Source organism: Streptomyces sp. TRM64462 (assembly GCF_013362995.1).
Classification (GTDB): domain Bacteria; phylum Actinomycetota; class Actinomycetes; order Streptomycetales; family Streptomycetaceae; genus Streptomyces.
In genome coordinates this window covers 1-21,436 of record NZ_JABWDV010000189.1, presented here as the reverse complement: position 1 = coordinate 21,436, position 21,436 = coordinate 1, and the positions used below count along the sequence as shown (strand labels likewise).

Genomic DNA, 21,436 nt, shown 5'->3' with positions numbered 1-21,436 from the left:
GTGTGCCGCAGACGCGCCGGGGCCGCGCGCCGTCCGGGTGACGGTCACGCGGCCCCGTACGGGAGAACGCCAGGTCAGGCGCCCATGATGTGGACACCGCCGTCGACGTGGATGATCTCGCCCGTGGTCTTCGGGAAGAAGTCCGAGAGCAGCGCGACGACACCGCGGCCGGCCGGCTCGGGGTCGGCCATGTCCCAGGCCAGCGGGGAGCGCTCGTCCCACACCTTCGCCAGGTCGCCGAAGCCCGGAATGGACTTGGCGGCCATCGAGCCGAGCGGGCCGGCGGAGATCAGGTTGCAGCGGACGTTCTGCTTGCCGAGGTCACGGGCCAGGTAGCGGCTGGTGGCCTCCAGGGCGGCCTTGGCGGGGCCCATCCAGTCGTACTGCGGCCAGGCGAACTGCGCGTCGAAGGTGAGGCCGACGACCGAGCCGCCCTCCTCCATCAGGGGCAGGCAGGCCATGGTCAGCGACTTCAGCGAGAACGCCGAGACGTGCATCGCGGTCGCCACCGACTCGAACGGCGTGTTGAGGAAGTTGCCGCCGAGGGCGTCCTGCGGGGCGAAGCCGATGGAGTGGACGACGCCGTCCAGGCCGCCGAGCTCCTTGCGGACGGTCTCCTCGACCCTGGCCAGGTGCTCGTCGTTGGTGACGTCGAGCTCGAAGACCGTGGCGGGCTTGGGGAGCTTCTTGGCGATGCGCTCGGTCAGGGTGGGCCGCGGGAACGCGGTGAGGATGACCTCGGCGCCCTGCTCCTGGGCCACCTTGGCGGTGTGGAACGCGATGGAGGACTCCATCAGCACACCGGTGATGAGGATGCGCTTGCCCTCGAGAATTCCGCTCATGTGACTCAGTGACCCATGCCCAATCCGCCGTCAACGGGGATGACGGCTCCAGTGATGTACGAGGCGTCGTCGGACGCGAGGAAGCGCACCGCGGCGGCGATCTCCTCGGGCTGCGCGTAGCGGCCGAGCGGCACCTGGCCGACGATGCCCGCGCGCTGCTCGTCGGTGAGCACCTTGGTCATGTCGGTGTCGACGAAACCGGGCGCGACGACGTTGAAGGTGATGTTGCGGGAGCCGAGTTCCCGGGCGAGCGACCGGGCGAAGCCCACGAGGCCGGCCTTGGAGGCGGCGTAGTTCGCCTGGCCCGCCGAGCCGAGCAGCCCGACGACGGAGGAGATCAGCACGACACGGCCCTTCTTGGCCCGCAGCATGCCGCGGTTGGCGCGCTTGACGACGCGGAAGGTGCCGGTGAGATTGGTGTCCAGGACGGTGGTGAAGTCGTCCTCGGTCATCCGCATGAGGAGCTGGTCCTTGGTGACGCCGGCGTTGGCGACGAGCACCTCGACGGGACCGTGCTTCTCCTCGATCTCCTTGTAGGCGGTCTCCACCTGCTCGGAGTCGGTGATGTCGCAGCGCACGGCCAGGCAGCCCAGCTCCGCGAGCTCGGCGGGCGGCTCTCCGGACCGGTACGTGTACGCGACCTTGTCACCGGACTCGGCGAAAGCGCGGGCGATGGCGAGGCCGATGCCCCGGTTGCCTCCGGTGACGAGAACCGAGCGGCTCATCGGATCACCCTTTCCCTAGCTGTGTCTTTCCCCCGAAAACCTATCGGTCGGGTTCTCCGTACGGGGAATCGACCCCTGACAGTGGCGTGGAGGTGTCACTGTCGGGTCCCTACAGAAACGTCTGGGCATGAGCGGGCGTGCCGCGACATGATGCGGTGCGACCGGTCGTACGTGGCAGGGGTCGTACGTCGTACGAGGACGTCCTCAGGACAGGAGATTTCGGGTGGTTCATTCCATCGACGAAGCGTTCACGGCGCTGCCGTTGCGGGCGCTCGCCGACGCGGCGCTGGCTCGGGCCAGGGCGCTCGGCGCTGAGCACGCCGACTTCCGGTTCGAGCGGGTGCGCAGCGCGTCGTGGCGGCTGCGGGACGCCAGGCCCTCCGGGTCGTCGGACACGACGGACGTCGGGTACGCGGTGCGGGTGGTGCACGGCGGGGCGTGGGGGTTCGCGTCGGGGGTCGATCTGTCCATGGACGCGGCGGCGAAGGTCGCGTCGCAGGCGGTGGCCATGGCGAAGCTGTCGGCGCGGGTGATCGCGGCGGCCGGATCGGACGAGAGGGTGGAGCTGGCGGACGAGCCGGTGCACGCGGAGCGGACGTGGGTCTCGTCGTACGAGATCGATCCGTTCACGGTGCCGGACGCGGAGAAGAGCGGGCTGCTGGCGGAGTGGAGCGCGCGGCTGCTGCGGGCGGACGGGGTGGCGCATGTGGACGCCTCGCTGCTGACGGTCCACGAGAACAAGTTCTACGCCGATACGGCGGGGACGGTGACGACGCAGCAGCGGGTGCGGCTGCATCCGCAGCTCACGGCGGTCGCGGTGGACGGCACGACCGGCGAGTTCGACTCGATGCGGACGCTGGCGCCGCCGGTGGGGCGGGGCTGGGAGTATCTGACGGGCACCGGCTGGGACTGGGACGGGGAGCTGGAGCGGATCCCCGGGCTGCTGGCCGAGAAGATGCGCGCGCCGAGCGTGGAGGCGGGGACGTACGACCTGGTCGTCGACCCGTCGAACCTGTGGCTGACGATCCACGAGTCGATCGGGCACGCGACGGAGCTGGACCGGGCGCTGGGGTACGAGGCGGCGTACGCGGGCACGTCGTTCGCCACCTTCGACCAGCTCGGGAAGCTGCGGTACGGGTCGCCGGTGATGAACGTGACCGGTGACCGGACGGCGGAGCACGGGCTCGCGACGGTCGGGTACGACGACGAGGGCGTCGAGGCGCAGAGCTGGGACCTGGTGAAGGACGGGATCCTGACCGGGTACCAGCTGGACCGGCGGATCGCGCGGCTGACGGGCCTCGGGCGGTCCAACGGCTGCGCGTACGCGGACTCGCCGTCGCACGTGCCGGTGCAGCGGATGGCGAACGTGTCGCTGCTGCCGGAGCCGGGCGGGCTGTCGACGGAGGACCTGATCGGGGGCGTGGAGCGGGGCGTCTACGTGGTCGGTGACCGGTCCTGGTCGATCGACATGCAGCGGTACAACTTCCAGTTCACGGGGCAGCGGTTCTTCCGCATCGAGAACGGGCGGCTGGCGGGGCAGCTGCGGGACGTCGCGTACCAGGCGACGACGACGGACTTCTGGGGGTCACTGGAGAAGGTGGGCGGTCCGCAGACGTACGTCCTGGGCGGCGCCTTCAACTGCGGCAAGGCCCAGCCGGGCCAGGTCGCGTCGGTCTCGCACGGGTGCCCGTCGGCGCTGTTCCGGGGCGTCAACATTCTGAATACGACTCAGGAGGCGGGTCGATGAGCCGCGTCAGCAAGCCGTACGCGAAGCCGTACGAGATCGTCGAGCGGGCCCTGGAGCTGTCGCGGGCCGACGGGTGCGTGGTCATCGCGGACGAGGAGTCCTCCGCGAACCTGCGCTGGGCCGGCAACGCGCTCACCACCAACGGCGTCACGCGCGGCCGCACCCTCACCGTCGTCGCGACCGTCGACGGGGCCGAGGGCACCGCGTCCGGTGTCGTGTCCCGCTCGGCGGTGACCGCCGACGAGCTGGAGCCGCTGGTGCGGGCCGCCGAGGCGGCGGCGCGTGCGGCGGGGCCGGCCGAGGACGCGCAGCCGCTGGTCGCCGGGGTCGCGGAGGCGCCGGACTTCACGGACGGGCCCGCCGAGACGTCGTCGGCGGTGTTCGCCGACTTCGCGCCCGCGCTGGGCGAGGCGTTCGGGCGGGCCCGCGCCGGGGGCCGGGAGCTGTACGGGTTCGCCAGCCACGAGCTGACCACCACGTACCTGGGCACGTCCACGGGCCTGCGGCTGCGGCACGACCAGCCGAACGGGACGCTGGAGCTGAACGCCAAGTCGCCGGACCGGACGAAGTCGGCATGGGCGGGGCGGGCCACCCGGGACTTCAAGGACGTGGACCCGCTGGGCCTCGACGAGGAGCTGGCGAAGCGGCTCGGCTGGGCGGAGCGGCGGATCGAGCTGCCGGCCGGGCGGTACGAGACGCTGCTGCCGCCGACCGCCGTGGCCGACCTGCTGGTCTACCAGCAGTGGTCGGCGGCCGCCCGGGACGCGGCGGAGGGGCGGACGGTGTTCTCGAAGCCGGGCGGCGGCACGCGCGTCGGGGAGCGGCTGGCCGCTCTGCCGCTGACGCTGCGCAGCGATCCGGCCGAGCCGGGCCTGGAGTCGGCGCCGTTCGTGATCGCGCACGCGTCGGGCGACGACGCGTCGGTGTTCGACAACGGGCTGCCGCTGGAGCCGGTCGACTGGGTACGGGAGGGCCGCCTGGAGCACCTGGTCACGACGCGGCACAGCGCGGCGCTCACCGGACTTCCGGTGCACCCGGGCGCGGGCAACCTGATCCTGGACGGCGGTGGCGGGGGGCGCTCGCTGGAGGAGATGGTGTCCTCGACGGGGCGCGGGCTGCTGCTGACCTGCCTCTGGTACATCCGCGAGGTCGACCCGGCGACGCTGCTGCTGACCGGGCTGACCCGGGACGGGGTGTACCTCGTCGAGGACGGCGAGGTGGTCGGCGAGGTGAACAACTTCCGGTTCAACGAGTCGCCGGTGGACCTGCTGTCGCGGGCCACGGAGGCGGGCCGTACGGAGCGGACGCTGCCGCGCGAGTGGAGCGACTGGTTCACGCGGGCGGCGATGCCGCCGCTGCGGGTGCCGGACTTCAACATGAGCTCGGTCAGCCAGGGCGTGTGACGCGCCCATAGACTGGCCGGGACACAACCGACATCGTTCAAGGAGACACGAGACCGTGACGGACATCGTCGACGAGCTGAAGTGGCGCGGGCTGTTCGCCCAGTCCACCGACGAGGACGCACTGCGCAAGGCTCTCGCGGACGGTCCGGTCACGTTCTATTGCGGCTTCGACCCGACCGCGCCCAGCCTGCACGTCGGGCATCTGGTGCAGGTGCTCACCGTCCGCCGGCTCCAGCAGGCCGGGCACCGGCCGCTGGCGCTGGTCGGCGGTGCGACGGGGCAGATCGGCGACCCGCGGCCGACGGCGGAGCGCACGCTGAACGACCCGGAGACGGTCGCGCAGTGGGTGCAGCGGCTGCGGACGCAGATCGAGCCGTTCCTGTCCTTCGAGGGCGAGAACGCCGCGGTCATGGTCAACAACCTGGACTGGACGGCGAACCTGACCGCCATCGAGTTCCTGCGGGACATCGGCAAGCACTTCCGTGTGAACAAGATGCTCACGAAGGACTCGGTGGCCCGGCGTCTGGAGTCGGAGCAGGGCATCAGCTACACGGAGTTCTCGTACCAGCTGCTCCAGGGCATGGACTTCCTGGAGCTGTACCGCCGGTACGGCTGCGTCCTCCAGCAGGGCGGCAGCGACCAGTGGGGCAACCTCACGGCCGGTCTGGACCTGATCCACCGGCTGGAGCCGGACGCCGAGGTGCACGCCCTGGCGACGCCGCTGATGACGAAGGCGGACGGCACCAAGTTCGGCAAGACCGAGGGCGGCGCCGTCTGGCTGGACCCGGAGATGACCACGCCGTACGCGTTCTACCAGTTCTGGCTGAACGTGGACGACCGGGACATCTCGCGCTACCTGCGGATCCTCTCCTTCAAGAGCCGTGAGGAGCTGGAGGAGCTGGAGAAGGTCACCGAGGAGCGGCCGCAGGCGCGTGCCGCCCAGCGGGCGCTGGCGGAGGAGCTGACGACGCTGGTACACGGCGCCGACCAGTGCGCCGCCGTGATCGCGGCGTCGAAGGCGCTGTTCGGCCAGGGCGACCTGGCGGAGCTGGACGCGCCGACGCTGGCGGCGGCGCTGGCGGAGCTGCCGCGCGCGCAGGTGGCGGAGCCGGGCCTGGTCGTGGACCTGTTCGCGGAGGTCGGTCTCGTACCGAGCAAGTCGGCGGCGCGGCGCACGGTGAAGGAGGGCGGTGCGTACGTGAACAACGTGAAGGTCACCGCCGAGGACGCCGTGGTGTCGGCCGACGACCTGCTGCACGGGCGCTGGCTGGTGCTGCGCCGCGGCAAGAAGAACCTGGCGGCGATCGAGGTCAAGCCGGCCGGCTGAGCCGCGTACGGCCATGTAGAGCATGTCGCCCAGCGCCACGATGACGACGGCGGCGACGATCTGCAGGGCGTGCCTGCCCCAGTCGATGCCGGGGGTCGCTTCGATGCCGAAGCCGCGCGCCATGGCGTTGCCGGCGATTCCGCCGATGATGCCGAAGATGGTGATGAGCCAGAGGGGACTGTGCTGCTTGCCGGGCAGGATGGCCTTCGCCAGCAGACCCAGTACGAATCCCACGATAATCGCCCACAACCAGCCCATGGCTGCCTCCTCGGTACGGATCGGTACGGATCGACGTGAGCAGTCCCTGACAGTCTCGGCGCATCGGCCGTACGGCGCATGTCGGAGGGGGCCGTACGGAGGGAGCGCGACGACCTGCGCCGCCCCCCGGTCCGGTGGCGTGCGGCCCCGGCGTACCGTGGAGGAGACGGCCGGTCCGGGGAGAGACCGGTCCCTAGGTCGATGGTGGAACGCGATGCGGAAGCACAGCAGCGCCCCGGTCTTCCGGATCACCGGAGCACGGCAGGGCCTGGCCGACGATGTACGCGGCCGGCAGCGGCGCTATGTGATCTCCATGTCGGTCCGTACGGTCGCGGTGATCCTCGCGGCCTCGCTGTGGAACGTCGAGCGGCATGTCGCGATCGTCGCGCTGGTGCTGGGTGCGGTGCTGCCGTACGTCGCCGTGGTGATCGCCAACGCGGGGCGGGAGAGCGCGCCGAAGCTGCCGTCGACATTCGTGTCGGCGCCGCCGGTGACGCGTCCCGTGCTGGAGGCGCCGCGCGACGAGGAGCGGCCGGAGCCCGGTCCGGAGGCGGGCCCGGAGGCTGGCGGGGAGCCGGGCCCGGAGGCGGAACCGGAGGACGCGAAGGCGGCCCCGCGGGACGATCCGGGCGCGGATCCGGACGCCCCCGGCGGGAAGCGGCAGCGCGAACAGCGGTGACGCCAGGGCGATTCGGGGCCCTTCGAAAGAGCCTCGAAGCTCAGGAAAAGCTCAGATTCAATAGTGACGTTCCGGTGCACCGCACCGGGTCGCGCGTGACATACTGCGTAGGCGCTCCGCATCCCCCGTCGGAGCGACGGACCGACGCCGGGCAGCTCCCCCCGTGGCTGCCCGGCGTCGCCTTTGTCCGTACATGGTGTCTGGGACGAGTGCTGTGAACGACGAGAGCAACCATCCGATCTGTTCCGCGAAGGGCTGCCGGGCCGACGCCGTGTGGGTGCTGGCGTGGAACAACCCGAAGCTGCACACCCCGGAGCGGCGCAAGACGTGGCTGGCCTGCGACGAGCACCGTGAGCACCTGTCGCAGTTCCTGGGTGTACGGGGCTTCCTGAAGGACGTCGTGACGCTCGCCGAGTGGGAGTCGCGCGCGGCCGGGGGCCCGGACTCAGCCGCCGATCGCTGACATCGGGCGGTCGGGCTGGAGGAACTCCGGGTCGTCGAGGCCCGAGCCGGCCTTCTTGCCCCACATGGCCTGCCGCCATATGCGGGCGACCTCCTCGTCCGGCGCGTCGGAGCGCAGGGCGCCGCGCAGGTCGGTCTCCTCGCGGGCGAACAGACACGTACGGACCTGGCCGTCGGCCGTGAGCCGGGTGCGGTCGCAGGCCCGGCAGAACGGGCGGGTCACGGAGGCGATGACGCCGACGCGGTGCGGTCCGCCGTCGACGATCCAGCGCTCGGCGGGCGCGGAGCCGCGCTCCTCGTCGGTCTCCGGGGTGAGCGTGAAGCGGGTGCGCAGGGACTCCAGGATGTCCCCGGCGGTGATCATGCCGTCGCGCTTCCAGCCGTGCTGGGCGTCGAGGGGCATCTGCTCGATGAACCGCAGCTCGTAGTCGTGGGCGACGGCCCAGGCCAGCAGGTCGGGGGCCTCGTCGTCGTTGAGCCCGGGCATCAGGACCGAGTTGACCTTGACGGGCGTGAGGCCTGCGTCGCGGGCGGCGGCCAGCCCGTCCAGCACGTCGTGGTGGCGGTCGCGGCGCGTGAGGGTCTTGAAGACGTCGGGGCGCAGCGTGTCCAGCGAGACGTTGACCCGGTCGAGGCCCGCGGCCTTGAGGGCCGTGGCCGTGCGCTTGAGGCCTATGCCGTTGGTGGTCAGCGACATCCTGGGGCGGGTCTCCAGGGCGGCACACCGCTCGACGATCGAGACGAGGCCGGGGCGCAGGAGGGGTTCGCCGCCCGTGAAGCGGACCTCGGTGACGCCGAGCCGCGTGACGGCTATGCGGATGAGGCGGACGATCTCGTCGTCGGTGAGGAGGTCGGGCTTGGCCAGCCACTGCAGGCCCTCCTCGGGCATGCAGTACGTACAGCGCAGATTGCACCGGTCCGTGAGCGAGACCCGCAGATCCGTGGCCACACGGCCATAGGTGTCGATGAGCACGTCCGCGCCCTCCCCCGGGTTTCGGGTGTTCCGGTGTCGTTCTCCGAGACTACGCGACGCGTATGACAACCTCAGTGGCCGTTTGTACCAGGAAGCGGCGTGGCCGTGTCGTAGGGTCCTACGACACGGCCACCACGCGGTGACGAGCCGATGGCGTACGGTGTGCGCGCCGGCGCGTACGGTCCGGTGCGGGTCAGTGTGCTCCGGTGCCCGTGAGCGACTTGACCTCCAGCTCCGCGAACTTGCCCTTGTCCGGCTCCTCCTTCGAGAGGACCGAGCCGAGCCAGCCGAGCAGGAAGCCCAGCGGGATCGAGATGATGCCGGGGTTGGACAGCGGGAACCAGGCGAAGTCCACGTCCGGGAACATCGAGCTGGCCTTGCCGGAGACGACCGGCGAGAACACCACGAGGAAGACGGACGCGAACAGGCCGCCGTAGATCGACCACAGGGCGCCCTGCGTGGTGAAGCGCTTCCAGAAGAGGCTGTAGAGGATCGTCGGCAGGTTCGCGGACGCGGCGACCGCGAAGGCGAGGGCGACGAGACCGGCGACGTTGAGGTCGCGGGCGAGGGCGCCGAGCGCGATGGACACGACGCCGATGAAGACGGTCGCCCAGCGGGCGGCCCGTACCTCTTCCTTCTCGGTGGCCTGTCCCCTGCGGATGACGTTGGCGTAGATGTCGTGGGCGAAGGACGACGACGAGGCGAGCGTGAGCCCGGCGACGACGGCGAGGATCGTCGCGAAGGCGACCGCCGAGATGACGGCGAGGAGGATCGCGCCGCCCGTCGAGTCGGCGCCGCCGATGTGCAGGGCCAGCAGCGGTGCCGCGGTGTTGCCGGCCGGGTTGGACGCCTTGATCTCGGCGGGGCCGACGATGGCGGCGGCGCCGAAGCCGAGGGCGATCGTCATGAGGTAGAAGGCGCCGATGATGCCGATGGCCCAGTTGACGGACTTCCGGGCGGCCTTGGCGGTGGGCACCGTGTAGAAGCGGATGAGGATGTGCGGGAGGCCGGCGGTGCCGAGGACCAGCGCGACGCCGAGCGAGATGAAGTCCAGCTTCGACATCGCGTCGACGCCGTACTTCAGGCCGGGCTCCAGGAAGGCCGAGCCCTGGCCGCTGTTCTCGGCGGCCTTGCCCAGCAGGTCGGAGATGTTGAAGTTGAACTTCAGCAGCACCAGGAAGGTGATGAGCAGGGTGCCGGCGATGAGGAGGACGGCCTTGACCATCTGGACCCAGGTGGTGCCCTTCATGCCGCCGATCGTCACGTACACGATCATCAGGACGCCGACGAGGGCGACGATCGCGATCTTCCCGGCGTCGCTGGTGATGCCGAGCAGCAGCGAGACGAGGACGCCCGCGCCCGCCATCTGGGCCAGCAGGTAGAAGATCGACACCACGATGGTGGAGGTGCCGGCGGCCGTGCGGACGGGCCGCTGGCGCATCCGGTACGCGAGGACGTCGCCCATGGTGAAGCGGCCGGAGTTGCGCAGCGGCTCGGCGACCAGCAGCAGGGCGACGAGCCAGGCGACGAGGAAGCCGATGGAGTAGAGGAAGCCGTCGTACCCGAAGAGGGCGATGGCGCCGGCGATACCGAGGAACGACGCGGCCGACATGTAGTCGCCGGAGATGGCCAGGCCGTTCTGGAAGCCGGTGAACTGGCGGCCGCCGGCGTAGAAGTCGGCGGCGCTCTTGGTCTGGCGGCCGGCCCACACGGTGATGGCGAGGGTCGCCACGACGAACGCGGAGAAGAGCGTGATGATCAGCGGCCGGTGCTCGCTCGCGCCGGACGCGGCCAGGAGGACGGCGGAGGTGGTGCTGGTGCTCATGCGTCGGCCTCCATACGGGACTTGATGGCCTCGGCCTTCGGGTCGAGCTTCTCGGCGGCGTGCCGGGAGTAGAGCCAGGCGATGAGGAAGGTGGTCGCGAACTGGGCGACGCCCAGGACGAGGGCCACGTTGATGTTGCCGAACAGCCTGGTGCCCATGAACCCGCCCGCGAAGTTGGAGAGCAGGACGTAGAGCAGGTACCAGGCGATGAAGGCGACGGTGAGGGGGAAGGCGAAGGAGCGGTAGGTGCGGCGCAGTTCGCCGAACTCCGCGCTCTCCTGCACCGCGACGAACGACTCCGTCGTGGGCTGGACGGGACCGGCGGCGGTCGCCCCGGGGGGTGGTGGTGCTTCTTCGGTGGCCACGGATACTCCTCGCGACGCGGGTGCTGTGGGCATGGGCGGGGTCACCTCACGGGTGTCGGGAGCGCTCTGACGTGCTCCCTCCCCTGACAACGTCACGGAGGGAGCGGCGACGCGGTTCACCTCACCCGCTTCCGCTTCCTCCCGCACGTGTCGTACGGCGTGTCGCCCGGTGTGTCGCCCCATGTGTCGTCCGGTGTGTCGTGGGAGAGGTCTTTTCCGCCGGAACTCATTGCTGCGCGGCGATGATCAGCGATAGCTTCGCTCGTCATGTACCCGCCCATACGTTCCGTACGGGCGGACGTCACGGATGATGTGGAGAACCCATGGCTCATCTGCGATCCAGGCGCGGGCGCGCACTCGCACTGCCCGTCGGTCTGGCGCTCACGGCCTCCCTCGGCTTCCTTCCCGCCGGCGCGGCATCGGCCGCTCCGGCGGCGGACGTCCCGGCCGCCGTCACCACGGACGGCCCGGACCTCTCGTACGTCGTCAACATCGACGGCGGCCGGTACGCCGCCTCGGTGAAGAAGGCGATAGCCGAGGCCGGCGGCACGGTGGTGACGTCGTACGACGCGATCGGCGTCATCGTCGTGCACTCGAAGAACCCGCGGTTCGCCGAGACCATGCGCACGGTACGGGGCGTGCAGTCCGCCGGCGCGACGCGCACCGCGCCGCTCACGCCGGTCGCCACGACCGACGTGGACGAGGCCGCCCAGCCGCTGACGGCTCAGGAGGCGCGTGCCGCCGCGGCCGCGGCGGAGGACGGCCAGGACCCGCTGGAGCCGCTGCAGTGGAGCCTGCCCGCCATCAAGGCGGACAAGGCCCACGACATCAGCCTCGGCAGCAGCCGGGTCACCGTCGCCGTCATCGACACGGGCGTCGACGACACGCACCCGGACCTGGCGCCGAACTTCGACCGTGCCGCGTCCGCGAACTGCGTGACCGGCAAGGCCGACACGACCGAGGGCTCCTGGCGTCCCGCGCCGGGCGAGAGCGACCACGGCACGCACGTCGCCGGCACGATCGCCGCCGCCAAGAACGGCGTCGGCGTCACCGGTGTCGCGCCGGGCGTGAAGGTGTCCGGCATCAAGGTGTCCAACCCGGACGGCTACTTCTACACCGAGGCCGTGGTCTGCGGCTTCATGTGGGCGGCCGACCACGGGGTCGAGGTCACCAACAACAGCTACTACGTGGACCCGTGGCTGTACACCTGCAAGAACGACCCGGACCAGGGCGCCCTCGTGGAGGCGCTGCAGCGCGCCACGCGGTACGCGGAGCGCAAGGGCGCGGTGAACGTCGCCGCGGCCGGCAACTCCCGTACGGACCTGGCGTCCGACTCGGTGACGGACTCGACGAGCCCGAACGACTCCGAGACGGTCGACCGGGTCGTCGACCCGAGCGAGTGCCCGGACGTCCCGACGATGCTGCCGGGTGTCGTCACGGTCTCGGCGACCGGAGCGAAGGACCTGAAGGCGTCGTTCTCGAACTACGGCCTGGGTGTCGTGGACATCGCCGCGCCGGGCGGTGACCGGACCGAGTACCAGACGCCGGAGGCTCCCGCCGTGAACGGCCGGATCCTGTCGACGACGGTCAACGGCGGCTACAACTACAAGGCCGGTACGTCCATGGCGTCCCCCCACGTCGCGGGTGTCGTGGCGCTCATCAAGTCGAAGCACCCCTACGCCACGCCCGGCATGGTGAAGGCGATGCTGTACGCGCAGGCCGATGACAGGGCGTGCACGAACCCGTACGACATCAACGGTGACGGCACGGTCGACGCGGAGTGCGAGGGCGGGAAGCGCTACAACGGCTTCTACGGCACCGGTCTGGTCGACGCTCTGGACGCCGTGCGCTGGTGACGCGCGTCTGAGCATGTGATTGGGGAGGGAGAGCCCGGGCACGCCCGCCGTGCCCGGGCTCTTTCATGCCTGCCGCGCTTCCCGGGCCGGTGCTTCCCCTGCCGTGCTTCCGCGGCCGGAACCATGGCCTCCTGTGGCACGCGGTGCCATTCTGTAGCCATGGACACGGCCACGACTGAGGCTTGGGCGGCACTGGGTGCCGATGCGGAGTTGCTGGAACGGGTCTCGTGCGCCCCGGCGCCGGGTGCGCTGCCGGCGCGGCTGCCGGTCATGGCGCAGGCCCGCGCGACCGTCGCGGTGTGCTCGCTCGCGGCCGCCGAGCTCGCCGCCGTACGGGGTGGGGGCGGCCCTGTGCCGTCGGTGCGGGTGGACGACGGTGCGGTGGCGACGGCGTTCCGCAGCGAGCGGTTCGTACGGCTGGACGGGTGGGCCTGGGACGGGTTCGCGTCGCTGTCCCGGTTCTGGCGGACGGCCGACGGGTGGGTGCGCACGCACGCCAACTACCCGCACCACCGTGAGCGGTTGACGTCGGTGCTGGGCCTCCCGGCGGACGCGGACCCCGAAGCGGTGGCCGGCGCGCTGGCCGAGCGGCGGGCCGTCGAGGTGGAGGCCGCGGTGTACGGCGCCGGGGGCCCGGCCGTCGCGGTGCGCGACGCCGGGGCGTGGGCCGCGGAGGAGCAGGGCGCGCTGGTGGCCCGCGCACCGCTCCTGACGCTGGGGCGGCTGGGCGACGCCCCGGGGCCGGTTCCCCCGACGGCGGGCGGGGGCGGGGGCGGGCTCCCGTGCGCCGGGGTGCGGGTGCTGGACCTGACGCGGGTGCTGGCGGGGCCGATCGCCACGCGGACGCTGGCGCTGCTGGGCGCGGACGTCCTGCGGGTGGACGCGCCGCAGCTCCCGGAGAGCCAGGGCGCGCACCACGACACGGGCCTCGGCAAGCGCTCGGCGCTCCTGGACCTGGGCGCGGCCGCGGACCGCCGTACGTTCGACGAACTCGTGGCGCGGGCCGACGTGGTGGTGACCGGCTACCGCCCGGGCGCGCTCGACCGGTTCGGCCTCACGCCCGAGGCGCTGGCGGCACGCCGCCCCGGCCTGGTGGTCGCCCGGCTGTCGGCGTGGGGCCGGTACGGGCCCTGGGGCGCGCGGCGCGGCTTCGACAGCCTGGTCCAGGCGGCGACGGGCATCGCGCTCCTGGAAGGCTCACCCGACGCGCCGGGCGCCCTCCCGGCGCAGGCCCTCGACCACGGCACCGGCTACCTGCTGGCGGCCGCCGTCCTACGCGCCCTGACGGAACGTCACCGCGGCGGCGGCACCTGGCACGCCGAGGCCGCACTCGCGCAGACGGCCCACTGGCTGCTCCACGCCCCGGACGCGGAGCCGTCTCCCGAGGGGGGCGGCGTCCCGTACACGCCCGAGCCGTATCTGCGGGAGCGGGACACCCCGCTGGGCCGCCTCCGCCACGCCGGCTCCCCCGTCACGTACGAGGGCGGGCCGACGGACTGGGCACGCCCGCCGGGCCGCTGGGGAGCGGACGCTCCGCGCTGGCTGTCCTGAGCACGCCGGTGGCCAGGAGGTACTGGGCGGTCGCGTAGGTGAGCATGATCCAGAAGTCGGGGGCGGGGAGCTGCGGCCACGCTGCGACGCCGGTGGCGATGAGCGTGTCGGAGAGCAGGAACAGCGCGCCGCCCGCGCCGGCGGCCGGGCCGAGGCCGCTCGCGCGGTACGCCATCGCCGTGAGCAGCAGGGAGTACGCGGCGACCGGGACGCGCAGGTCGGCGGGGAGGTCCGGCCACAGCAGCGCGACGACCGCGACGAGCGTGACGCCGTAACCGGCCGCGAGCACCGGCGACGTACGCGCCCGCCCGAACAGAACCAGGTAGCAGACGTGTCCGGCGGCGAAGGAGCCCATGCCGACGAGGAACGCCCAGTCGGCGTCGGACAGCAGGAACACGTCGCCGCCCCAGCCGAACAGCAGCGCCGCGAGCAGCGGCCGGGGCGCCCCGCGCACCGCCGCGTATCCCGCGAGCAGCGGCATCAGCAGCGGCTTGGCGGCCACATGCCCGGTGCGCGCGTCCGCGAGCAGGGACACGAGGTCCACGGCGAGCGCGACGCCGAAGGCCACCAGGAGGAGGCGGGCGAGCCGTTCGCGGCTCACGCGGCGTGCTCCGCCGTGGTGGGCGCGGCCGCGGTGGTCTCCGCCTCCGTGTCGGGCGGCGCGGGCTGCCAGCCCGGGCCCCGGAAGACGCGGCCCGCGCGTTCCCGCCACGACCCGGCCGCGCGCAGGTCGCGGGCGATGGCCGCGTACTCGTGCGTGGCGACGCGCAGCGGGTTGTACGTGTCGATGTTCTTCGTGAGCCCGTACACCGGCCGTTCGGTCTCCGCCGTGAACGTGCCGAACATCCGGTCCCAGACGATGAGGATGCCGCCGAAGTTGCGGTCCAGGTAGCCGCCCTGGGAGGCGTGGTGCACCCGGTGGTGCGACGGCGTGTTGAGGACGTACTCGAAGGGGCGCGGCAGTCTGCCGACCCGTTCGGTGTGCACCCAGAACTGGTAGACGAGGTTGGCCGACGAGCAGAACGCCAGCGCTGCCGGGTGCACGCCGCAGGCGATGAGCGGCAGATAGAACGGCCACACGGTCCAGGTCGTCCACGGCTGGCGCAGCGCGGTGGTGAGGTTGAACTTCCGGCTGGAGTGGTGGACGACGTGGCAGGCCCACAGGACGCGGATGACGTGGTGGCCGCGGTGGGACCAGTAGTAGAAGAAGTCCTGTGCGAGCAGCATCAGCGGGACCGTCCACCACAGGACGGGGACGCGCGCCGGCGTCAGCTCGTAGACCGCCAGGTAGATTGCGACGATCGGGATCTTCCAGAGGAAGTCGAAGACGAGACTGCCGAGTCCCATGGTGATGCTGGTGGCGGCGTCCTTCGTCTCGTACCCGGCGGCGTCCTCGTCGGGATGGAGCTTGTAGCTGACGATCTCCAGGACCGTGAGCAGCACGAAGGCGGGTATCGACCACAGCACGACATCGGGCAGGTTCGGCGGCATGCGTGCACCGTAGGGCCGCGTCCCGGGCCAGGGCTAGATGTGGTTACCGACAAGTATGCGAGACGGGTTGTCAGCGACTTTTGGCGACATCCGCCAACGCCTACACCCCCACCGCCCCCAGCAACGACCCCGCCGCGTACGTCACCGCCATGGCCACCGCTCCCCCGCCGACCACCCGGAGCACCGCGGGCCGGGCCGGGGCGGCGCCGAGGCGGGCGCTCCACCAGCCTGTCAGCGTCAGGGCGGCCAGGACGGACAGGACGGTGACCCAGAGCCGGGCGGGCGCGGGCGGCAGCACCATCGCCAGCAGCGGCAGCAGCGCGCCGACCGTGAACGCGGAGAAGCTCGCGGCGGCCGCGTGCCACGGGTTCGTCAGCTCGTCCGGGTCGATACCCAGCTCCACGCGCGCGTGGGCCCGGAGCGCGTCCCGTGCCGTCAGCTGCGCCGCCGCCTCACGGGCGACCTCGCGGCTCAGGCCGCGGTCCGCCAGCAGATCGGTGAGCTCTTCGAGCTCGGCCTCCGGCTGTTCGCGGAGCTCCCGCCGCTCCACGGCCAGGGCTGCCTTCTCGGAGTCGCGCTGGGTGGAGACGGAGACGTACTCCCCGACCGCCATCGACATCGATCCGGCCAGCAGCCCGGCGAGGCCGGCGGTCAGGAGCGTGGAGCGGTCGGTGGTGGCACCCGCGACGCCGACGACGAGGCCGGCCGTGGACACGATGCCGTCGTTCGCGCCGAGTACGGCGGCCCTGAGCCAGTTGAGACGGGCCCCGAGCGGGCCCACGTGCGGCTCGTGCGGTGTCGGTTCGCTCACGACGCCGAGCGTCTCACCCGCGCACCCGGCGGGCCGGGAAACGGCGCGCTGGACGCCCGCGTTATTCCATGGCGGGATCGCACGCGCGTTCCCTAGACTCCTGGTCGGCGGGGACGGCTCCGCGGCAGCGCTTCCTTCTGAACCTCCTTTGACATAGGCACAGCGCGCCCACTCTCCGTCCCCGCCTCCTTTTTTCTTTTCTCTTGGGGGGATCTGTTTGTCCGTCGTGTCGTCCGTTCTGCTGCGCCGCCTCCGCACCGTGTACGTCGCCGTCGACGCAGCCGGAAAGGGTGCGGCCGCCGGTGGCCTCGCGTCACTGGAGGCCGCGCTGCGGAACCGGGGGTTCGTCGCGACGCCGCGGCTGCGGGACGCCCTGGCGGGCCTGGAGGCGGACGGGCTCGCGCGGACGGGGCGGGAGTTGCTGCGGCGGCTCGACGCCGAGTTGGGCGCCGACCGGACGCACATACCGCTCCGCCCGCACTTCGCGGACGCCTCGCCTGTCGGGGACGACCTGGTGGACGCGCCGTCCTCCGCGCTCCAGCCCCTGGAGCGCGGCACCGACCTGGACGCCGACGCGGCGCGGGCGCTGGCGGCGCTGCTCGCCCGGCGCACCCCGCCGACCCCGCAGGACCGCGAGGACCTGGACGTGCTGCTGGCGCACGTCCGGCTGCACGCGTCACCCGCGCTCGACTGGCTGCCGGACGACATTCCCGTACGGGAGACCAAGGCGCGTGTCCTGGCCGCGCTGCTGCGCGATCCGGGCACGCGGGACGCGGCGGCCCCGCTCGTGACCGCCCGGCTCACGACGGCGACGGACGTCCTGCGTCTGCTGGCGGTCCTGTCCGGCGGCGAAGCGGACCTGCTCGCGCCGCCCCGGTTCCGTTCGGTGCCGCGCGCCCTGCGCCGCCGGCTGCTCGGCGTCCTGGACGGGCTGGACGCCGGCGCGCTGGTCGAGGACGTGCTGCGGTACCCGGCCGCGTGGAAGCGCGCCGCCGAGATCCTTCACCCGTTCGAGTGCCACGCCCGGTACCCGAAGGCGGCGCTGGCGTTCGCGGTGCTGCGCGAAACGGACCTGGACGCCGTGTCGTTCGGCCCCGCCCTGCGCGCCACGGCCGCCGAGCACCCCACGGCGGTACGGCTCGACCCCGACGGGCGGCGCGTCCGGCCGCGCACCTGGCGGGCCCGCGTCGAGGAGGCGCTGCGCCCCGGGCCTGGACGCGACAAAAGCTCCGGTCCCGACGCGAACCCCGACCCCGGCGGGATCCCCGGCGCCGACGCGAGCCCAGGCCCCGGCGGAAGCCCGGTCCCCGGCGGGAGCCCCGGACGCGACGGAAACCCGGTCCCCGCCGGGACCCCCGGACGCGACGGAAACCCGGTCCCCGCCGGGACCCCCGGACGCGACGAAAGCCCGGTCCCCGCCGGGACCCCCGGACGCGACGGAAACCCGGTCCCTGCCGGGACCCCCGGACGCGACGGGACCCCCGGCCCCGACGGGAAGCCCGGCCTCTGCGGGACCGCCGACCCCGGTGCCGCGCTCGCGCTGCTCGCCGAGCGCCCCGGCGAACTGGTCCGCGCCCTGGACCGGCTGCTGCGCCTGTACGGGCCCGGGCCGCTGCCCCGCCAGGCCGTCCACGCGCTGCTGCGCGCCCTCCCGGGCGCCGCGCCCGGCCCCCTGCTGGCCGCCCTCGGCCGGCTGCGGAACCGTCACCTCCCGGGCACGCGGCGGGTGTTCTTCCCGCGCGGCCAGGTGACGCGGGCGTACGCGGTCGACGACGACCGCGCCCCGCTGCCGCGCGCCGTGACCGAGCAGGTGTGCGGGCTCCTGGAAGGCGAGGCGCTGCGCCGGCTGGCCACGCGCGCGGAGCGGGCGGACCGCTACCGGCTGGCCGTCCTCGACGCGGACCTGGCCGGGATCGCCGTACCGTCGGCCGAGGGCGCGGCGGCGCGGGCCCTGTCCCCCATGCCGCGCGGCAGCTTCCGGCCGCTCCCTGAGGGCGAGGTGCTGCGCCTGTTCCTGCACTGGACGCAGCCCGAGAGCACCCGCGTCGACCTGGACCTGTCGGTGCTGCTGTACGACGCGGACTGGACGTACAAGGGCCTGTGCGACTACACGCGCCTCATGTACGGGAAGCGGGCGGCCGTGCACTCCGGCGACCTGACGTCGGCGCCCGCGCCGGACGGTGCCACCGAGTACGTGGACCTGGACCTGGCGGGGCTCGCGGACGCGGGCGTGCGGTTCGTCGTACCGATCGTGTTCAGCTTCAACGACGTCCCGTTCGAACAGCTCCTCGACGCCTTCGCCGGCTTCATGACCCTTCACGCCCGCCACGCGCGCGAAGGGCGCGGTGCCGCGTACGACCCGCGCACCGTCCGCCAGCGCTACGACCTGGTGGGCGACTCGCGCATCCACGTCCCGATGCTCGTCGACCTGGAGCGGCGCACCTCCCTGTGGACGGACGTGCATCTGCCGTCCTCGGGCGGCCACCACAGCGCGGACCGGCACCGGGACGCCCTGTGCGTGCTCGGCGCCGATCTGTTCGCGTACTTCACGGCGGGCCGTACGACGCTGTGGGACGTCGCGGTGTGGCACGCCGCCACGCGCGCGGAGGAGACCGTCGTCCTGCGGGACGGCGAGCTGCTGCACCACACGCTGCGGCTGGGCGAGACGCTCGGCGCGTACGCCCGCCGGATCCGTACGGGGCTGTCGCCGGACCGGCGGCACCGGCCGGCCGGGGACCCGGTCGCGGCCGCGGGCCGTGCCGCGTCCGGGAAGCGGGTGCTGCTCGCCCTCGCGGACGGCGGCGTGGCCCCGGAGGGCGCGACGGGCACGGTGTACCGGCTCCTGCCGGGCCCGGTCGACGGCTGCGGCCTCGAACAGGCGACGGCCGCCGACCTGGTGGCCGGTCTCGCCTGACCCGGGGCCGCCCCGGGCACCGCACACGGCATCAACTGCCGTACCGCGCAAGGAACCGCGCCCGCCGGCCGTCAACACCGCGACGCGACCCTGACGCCCGGCTCCCGTCGTGTCAGTGGCGGCCTCTATTCTCAATGACCATGCTCGACGACCGTACGACAGCAGCAGCATGGCCGGCCGCCTACCCGCAGGGGTACGCGGTGGTCGACGTGGAGACCACCGGGCTCTCCTCGCACGACCGGATAGTGTCGGCTGCCGTCTACCGGCTCGACGCGCAGGGCGAGGTGGAGGACCACTGGTACACGCTGGTGAACCCGGAGCGCGACCCGGGCCCGGTGTGGATCCACGGGCTGACGAGCGACGTGCTGGAGGGCGCGCCGCTCTTCGCCGATGTCGCCGCGGACTTCGCGGAGCGGCTCGACGGCCGGGTCCTCGTCGCGCACAACGCGTACTTCGACTGGACGATGATCGCCCGTGAGTACGCACGGGCGGAGCGCACCGCGCCGGTGCGGCAGCGGCTGTGCACCATCGCGCTGGCCCGTGAGCTGGCGCTGCCGCTGCCGAACATGAAGCTGGAGTCGCTGGCCGCGCACTTCGGGGTCGTGCAGCAGCGCGCGCACCACGCGCTGGACGACGCGCGCGTGCTCGCCGAGTCGTTCCGGCCGAGCCTGCGCGCGGCGGCGGAGCGGGGCGTGCGGCTGCCGCTGCTGGAGTGCCGGCCGCTCACCGAATGGTCGGCCTCCCCGGCCACCGGCACGGCATCGGCCGCCGGCACGGCATCGGCCGCCGGCGCGCCCCGGATCGGCCGTCAGGCGTCGTACGGCGGGGGCGGTTGGCGCCCGTCGCGGAAGCGGCCGCCGTGTCCGTACCCCAACCCCGGCCGCTACGAAGCGGACAAACCGCTCAAACAAGGCATGCGGGTGGCGTTCTCCGGCGACACGTCCGTCGAACGGGAGCTGCTGGAGGACCGGGCCGTCGAGGCCGGGCTGCACATCGCGACCAGCGTGTCCCGGCTGACGAGCCTGCTGGTCACCAACGACCCGCACGCGGGCACGTCCAAGGTCGTCAAGGCGAAGGCGTTCGGCACACCCGTCGTGGACGAGGCGGCCTTCACCCAGCTGCTGCGGGACGTCGCCCCGGCCGACCCGTCGGCGAACGGGTGACGGCCGGGCGTGCCGTCGCCCCTTCCCGGCGCCGCGCCCCGCACCCTGTGGCGCATGGCACGTTGTGAGGTCTGCGGAAACGACTACGGGATGTCCTTCGAGGTGCACGCGCAGGGCGCGGTGCACGTCTTCGACTGCTTCTCCTGCGCCATCCACCGCATGGCGCCCCTCTGCGAGCACTGCAGGGTCCAGATCATCGGCCAGGGCGTCGAGGCCGACGGCCACTGGTACTGCGGGGCGCACTGCGCCCGGGCGGAAGGCAGGGTGGGCATCGTCGACAAGGTCTGAAGCCCGGAGGACCGGGGCGGCCCCCGCCACACGGGGGCCGGAGGCGGTGCGCCGCGGGGCCGGATGTACGGTCTTGGGGTGTACCGCTTCCTGTTGTCCCGGCAGTGGGTGATCCTCACCCTCGTCGTCCTCGTCCTCATCCCCGTGATGGTCGAGCTGGGCTTCTGGCAGTTCCACCGGCACGAGCGCCGGGTCGCCCAGAACGCCCTGATCGCGGACAACCTGCGCGCGAAGCCGGTCCCCGTGACCGAGCTCACCTCCCCCGGCCACACCGTGCCGCGCTCCGACTACTGGCGCCACGCCACGGCCACCGGCACCTTCGACACGGCCAACGAGGTCGTCGTACGCCGCCGCACCAACGCCGACGACCGGGTCGGCATGCATGTGCTGACGCCTCTGGTCCTCACCGACGGGCAGGTCGTCCTGGTCAACCGCGGCTGGGTCCCGGCCGCCCCGGACCAGAAGGCGTACCCGGACGTGCCGCCCGCGCCCACCGGCCGGGTCACGGTCACCGGCCGCCTCATGGCCGACCAGACGACCGGCAGCAGCGGCATCAAGGACCTCAAGGGCCTGCCGCCCCGCCAGGTCATGCTGATCAACAGCGAGCAGCAGGCGGAGCGGCTCGGCCGGCCCGTGCTCGGCGGCTACCTGGAGCAGACGGCGCCCGAGCCGTCCGGTGACACCCCGGAGCTGATCCCGGACCCCGACCATGACTCGATCGGCGCACACATGGCGTACGCCATCCAGTGGTGGCTG

At 72.5% G+C, this 21,436-nt stretch carries 19 protein-coding genes and 1 pseudogene; 11 read left to right on the top strand and 9 right to left on the bottom strand.

What is annotated here, in order from left to right:
* Positions 1 to 74 precede the first annotated feature (74 nt).
* Together fabI and fabG are read right to left on the bottom strand one after the other, a co-directional pair.
* Complete coding sequence (fabI, locus tag HTZ82_RS08715) at positions 75 to 842, bottom strand: enoyl-ACP reductase FabI (RefSeq protein WP_175408727.1); 768 nt, start codon at positions 840 to 842, stop codon at positions 75 to 77.
* Positions 843 to 847: 5 nt separating this feature from the next.
* The gene (fabG, locus tag HTZ82_RS08710; RefSeq protein ID WP_175408726.1) at positions 848 to 1,567 is read right to left on the bottom strand and encodes a 3-oxoacyl-[acyl-carrier-protein] reductase; all 720 of its coding nucleotides are present in this window, start codon (positions 1,565 to 1,567) and stop codon (positions 848 to 850) included.
* Between the two features lie 223 nt (positions 1,568 to 1,790).
* Here fabG and HTZ82_RS08705 point away from each other — a divergent pair, with 223 nt between their 5' ends.
* The 3 genes from HTZ82_RS08705 to tyrS are packed head-to-tail and all read left to right on the top strand — an operon-like array spanning position 1,791 to position 6,044.
* Positions 1,791 to 3,314: a TldD/PmbA family protein gene (locus tag HTZ82_RS08705; protein WP_175408725.1), complete on the top strand. Its 1,524-nt coding sequence runs from the start codon at positions 1,791 to 1,793 to the stop codon at positions 3,312 to 3,314.
* Positions 3,311 to 4,717: a metallopeptidase TldD-related protein gene (locus tag HTZ82_RS08700; protein WP_175408724.1), complete on the top strand. Its 1,407-nt coding sequence runs from the start codon at positions 3,311 to 3,313 to the stop codon at positions 4,715 to 4,717. Before HTZ82_RS08705 ends, HTZ82_RS08700 begins: the two co-directional genes overlap by 4 nt.
* A gap of 55 nt (positions 4,718 to 4,772) precedes the next feature.
* Positions 4,773 to 6,044, top strand: coding sequence for a tyrosine--tRNA ligase (gene tyrS / locus HTZ82_RS08695; RefSeq protein ID WP_175408723.1), 1,272 nt, complete (start codon positions 4,773 to 4,775; stop codon positions 6,042 to 6,044).
* Here tyrS and HTZ82_RS32090 read toward each other — a convergent pair.
* A pseudogene (locus HTZ82_RS32090) lies at positions 6,045 to 6,302 on the bottom strand (GlsB/YeaQ/YmgE family stress response membrane protein); the annotation flags it as partial.
* Positions 6,303 to 6,516: 214 nt separating this feature from the next.
* On the opposite strand from HTZ82_RS32090, the gene HTZ82_RS08690 reads away from it, so the two are divergent.
* Positions 6,517 to 6,981: a DUF3099 domain-containing protein gene (locus HTZ82_RS08690; RefSeq protein WP_175408722.1), complete on the top strand. Its 465-nt coding sequence runs from the start codon at positions 6,517 to 6,519 to the stop codon at positions 6,979 to 6,981.
* Positions 6,982 to 7,174: 193 nt separating this feature from the next.
* Entirely contained in the window at positions 7,175 to 7,444 is a 270-nt protein-coding gene (locus HTZ82_RS08685) for a hypothetical protein (RefSeq protein WP_175408721.1), read from the top strand.
* Here the strand turns inward: HTZ82_RS08685 and moaA are convergent.
* From moaA to HTZ82_RS08670, 3 genes are all read right to left on the bottom strand, one after another.
* Positions 7,427 to 8,416 carry a GTP 3',8-cyclase MoaA gene (gene moaA / locus HTZ82_RS08680; RefSeq protein WP_309235382.1) on the bottom strand — a complete coding sequence of 330 codons (990 nt, stop codon included), beginning with the start codon at positions 8,414 to 8,416 and terminating at the stop codon, positions 7,427 to 7,429. The two genes, HTZ82_RS08685 and moaA, sit on opposite strands and share 18 nt — an antisense overlap.
* Before the next feature lie 193 nt (positions 8,417 to 8,609).
* Positions 8,610 to 10,241 carry a cation acetate symporter gene (locus HTZ82_RS08675; RefSeq protein ID WP_175408719.1) on the bottom strand — a complete coding sequence of 544 codons (1,632 nt, stop codon included), beginning with the start codon at positions 10,239 to 10,241 and terminating at the stop codon, positions 8,610 to 8,612.
* The gene (locus HTZ82_RS08670) at positions 10,238 to 10,639 is read right to left on the bottom strand and encodes a DUF485 domain-containing protein (protein WP_217623821.1); all 402 of its coding nucleotides are present in this window, start codon (positions 10,637 to 10,639) and stop codon (positions 10,238 to 10,240) included. The genes HTZ82_RS08675 and HTZ82_RS08670 overlap by 4 nt, the downstream gene beginning before the upstream one ends.
* Before the next feature lie 290 nt (positions 10,640 to 10,929).
* On the opposite strand from HTZ82_RS08670, the gene HTZ82_RS08665 reads away from it, so the two are divergent.
* Together HTZ82_RS08665 and HTZ82_RS08660 are read left to right on the top strand one after the other, a co-directional pair.
* Entirely contained in the window at positions 10,930 to 12,462 is a 1,533-nt protein-coding gene (locus tag HTZ82_RS08665) for a S8 family serine peptidase (protein WP_175408717.1), read from the top strand.
* A gap of 159 nt (positions 12,463 to 12,621) precedes the next feature.
* Positions 12,622 to 14,013 carry a CoA transferase gene (locus HTZ82_RS08660; RefSeq protein WP_175408716.1) on the top strand — a complete coding sequence of 464 codons (1,392 nt, stop codon included), beginning with the start codon at positions 12,622 to 12,624 and terminating at the stop codon, positions 14,011 to 14,013.
* Here HTZ82_RS08660 and HTZ82_RS08655 read toward each other — a convergent pair.
* The 3 genes from HTZ82_RS08655 to HTZ82_RS08645 form a co-directional block, all read right to left on the bottom strand.
* Positions 13,934 to 14,614 (bottom strand): lysoplasmalogenase, encoded by a 681-nt coding sequence (locus HTZ82_RS08655; RefSeq protein ID WP_309235381.1) that lies wholly within the window; start codon positions 14,612 to 14,614, stop codon positions 13,934 to 13,936. The two genes, HTZ82_RS08660 and HTZ82_RS08655, sit on opposite strands and share 80 nt — an antisense overlap.
* Positions 14,611 to 15,504 (bottom strand): sterol desaturase family protein, encoded by an 894-nt coding sequence (locus HTZ82_RS08650; protein ID WP_175408715.1) that lies wholly within the window; start codon positions 15,502 to 15,504, stop codon positions 14,611 to 14,613. Before HTZ82_RS08650 ends, HTZ82_RS08655 begins: the two co-directional genes overlap by 4 nt.
* Before the next feature lie 100 nt (positions 15,505 to 15,604).
* Positions 15,605 to 16,315 carry a VIT family protein gene (locus HTZ82_RS08645; protein ID WP_175408714.1) on the bottom strand — a complete coding sequence of 237 codons (711 nt, stop codon included), beginning with the start codon at positions 16,313 to 16,315 and terminating at the stop codon, positions 15,605 to 15,607.
* Positions 16,316 to 16,541: 226 nt separating this feature from the next.
* Between HTZ82_RS08645 and HTZ82_RS08640 the strand changes: the two genes are divergently transcribed.
* The 4 genes from HTZ82_RS08640 to HTZ82_RS08625 form a co-directional block, all read left to right on the top strand.
* Positions 16,542 to 19,229, top strand: coding sequence for a hypothetical protein (locus HTZ82_RS08640; RefSeq protein ID WP_175408713.1), 2,688 nt, complete (start codon positions 16,542 to 16,544; stop codon positions 19,227 to 19,229).
* A 134-nt stretch (positions 19,230 to 19,363) separates the two neighbouring features.
* Positions 19,364 to 20,392: a DEDDh family exonuclease gene (locus HTZ82_RS08635; protein WP_175408712.1), complete on the top strand. Its 1,029-nt coding sequence runs from the start codon at positions 19,364 to 19,366 to the stop codon at positions 20,390 to 20,392.
* Positions 20,393 to 20,446: 54 nt separating this feature from the next.
* Positions 20,447 to 20,680, top strand: coding sequence for a hypothetical protein (locus tag HTZ82_RS08630; RefSeq protein WP_175408711.1), 234 nt, complete (start codon positions 20,447 to 20,449; stop codon positions 20,678 to 20,680).
* A 78-nt stretch (positions 20,681 to 20,758) separates the two neighbouring features.
* Positions 20,759 to 21,436, top strand: a 678-nt coding sequence (locus HTZ82_RS08625) for an SURF1 family protein (protein ID WP_175408710.1), incomplete at its 3' end; no start/stop codon positions are given.

What these genes read in the sequence shown, in the direction of transcription:
- HTZ82_RS08690 (WP_175408722.1), top strand. Translation starts at nt 6,517, where the DNA reads ATGCGGAAGCACAGCAGCGCCCCGGTCTTCCGGATCACCGGAGCACGG.
- fabG (WP_175408726.1), bottom strand. Translation starts at nt 1,567, where the DNA reads ATGAGCCGCTCGGTTCTCGTCACCGGAGGCAACCGGGGCATCGGCCTC.
- HTZ82_RS08685 (WP_175408721.1), top strand. Translation starts at nt 7,175, where the DNA reads ATGGTGTCTGGGACGAGTGCTGTGAACGACGAGAGCAACCATCCGATC.
- HTZ82_RS08630 (WP_175408711.1), top strand. Translation starts at nt 20,447, where the DNA reads ATGGCACGTTGTGAGGTCTGCGGAAACGACTACGGGATGTCCTTCGAG.
- HTZ82_RS08675 (WP_175408719.1), bottom strand. Translation starts at nt 10,241, where the DNA reads ATGAGCACCAGCACCACCTCCGCCGTCCTCCTGGCCGCGTCCGGCGCG.
- HTZ82_RS08670 (WP_217623821.1), bottom strand. Translation starts at nt 10,639, where the DNA reads ATGCCCACAGCACCCGCGTCGCGAGGAGTATCCGTGGCCACCGAAGAA.
- HTZ82_RS08635 (WP_175408712.1), top strand. Translation starts at nt 19,364, where the DNA reads ATGACCATGCTCGACGACCGTACGACAGCAGCAGCATGGCCGGCCGCC.
- HTZ82_RS08700 (WP_175408724.1), top strand. Translation starts at nt 3,311, where the DNA reads ATGAGCCGCGTCAGCAAGCCGTACGCGAAGCCGTACGAGATCGTCGAG.
- HTZ82_RS08665 (WP_175408717.1), top strand. Translation starts at nt 10,930, where the DNA reads ATGGCTCATCTGCGATCCAGGCGCGGGCGCGCACTCGCACTGCCCGTC.
- HTZ82_RS08660 (WP_175408716.1), top strand. Translation starts at nt 12,622, where the DNA reads ATGGACACGGCCACGACTGAGGCTTGGGCGGCACTGGGTGCCGATGCG.
- HTZ82_RS08650 (WP_175408715.1), bottom strand. Translation starts at nt 15,504, where the DNA reads ATGCCGCCGAACCTGCCCGATGTCGTGCTGTGGTCGATACCCGCCTTC.
- fabI (WP_175408727.1), bottom strand. Translation starts at nt 842, where the DNA reads ATGAGCGGAATTCTCGAGGGCAAGCGCATCCTCATCACCGGTGTGCTG.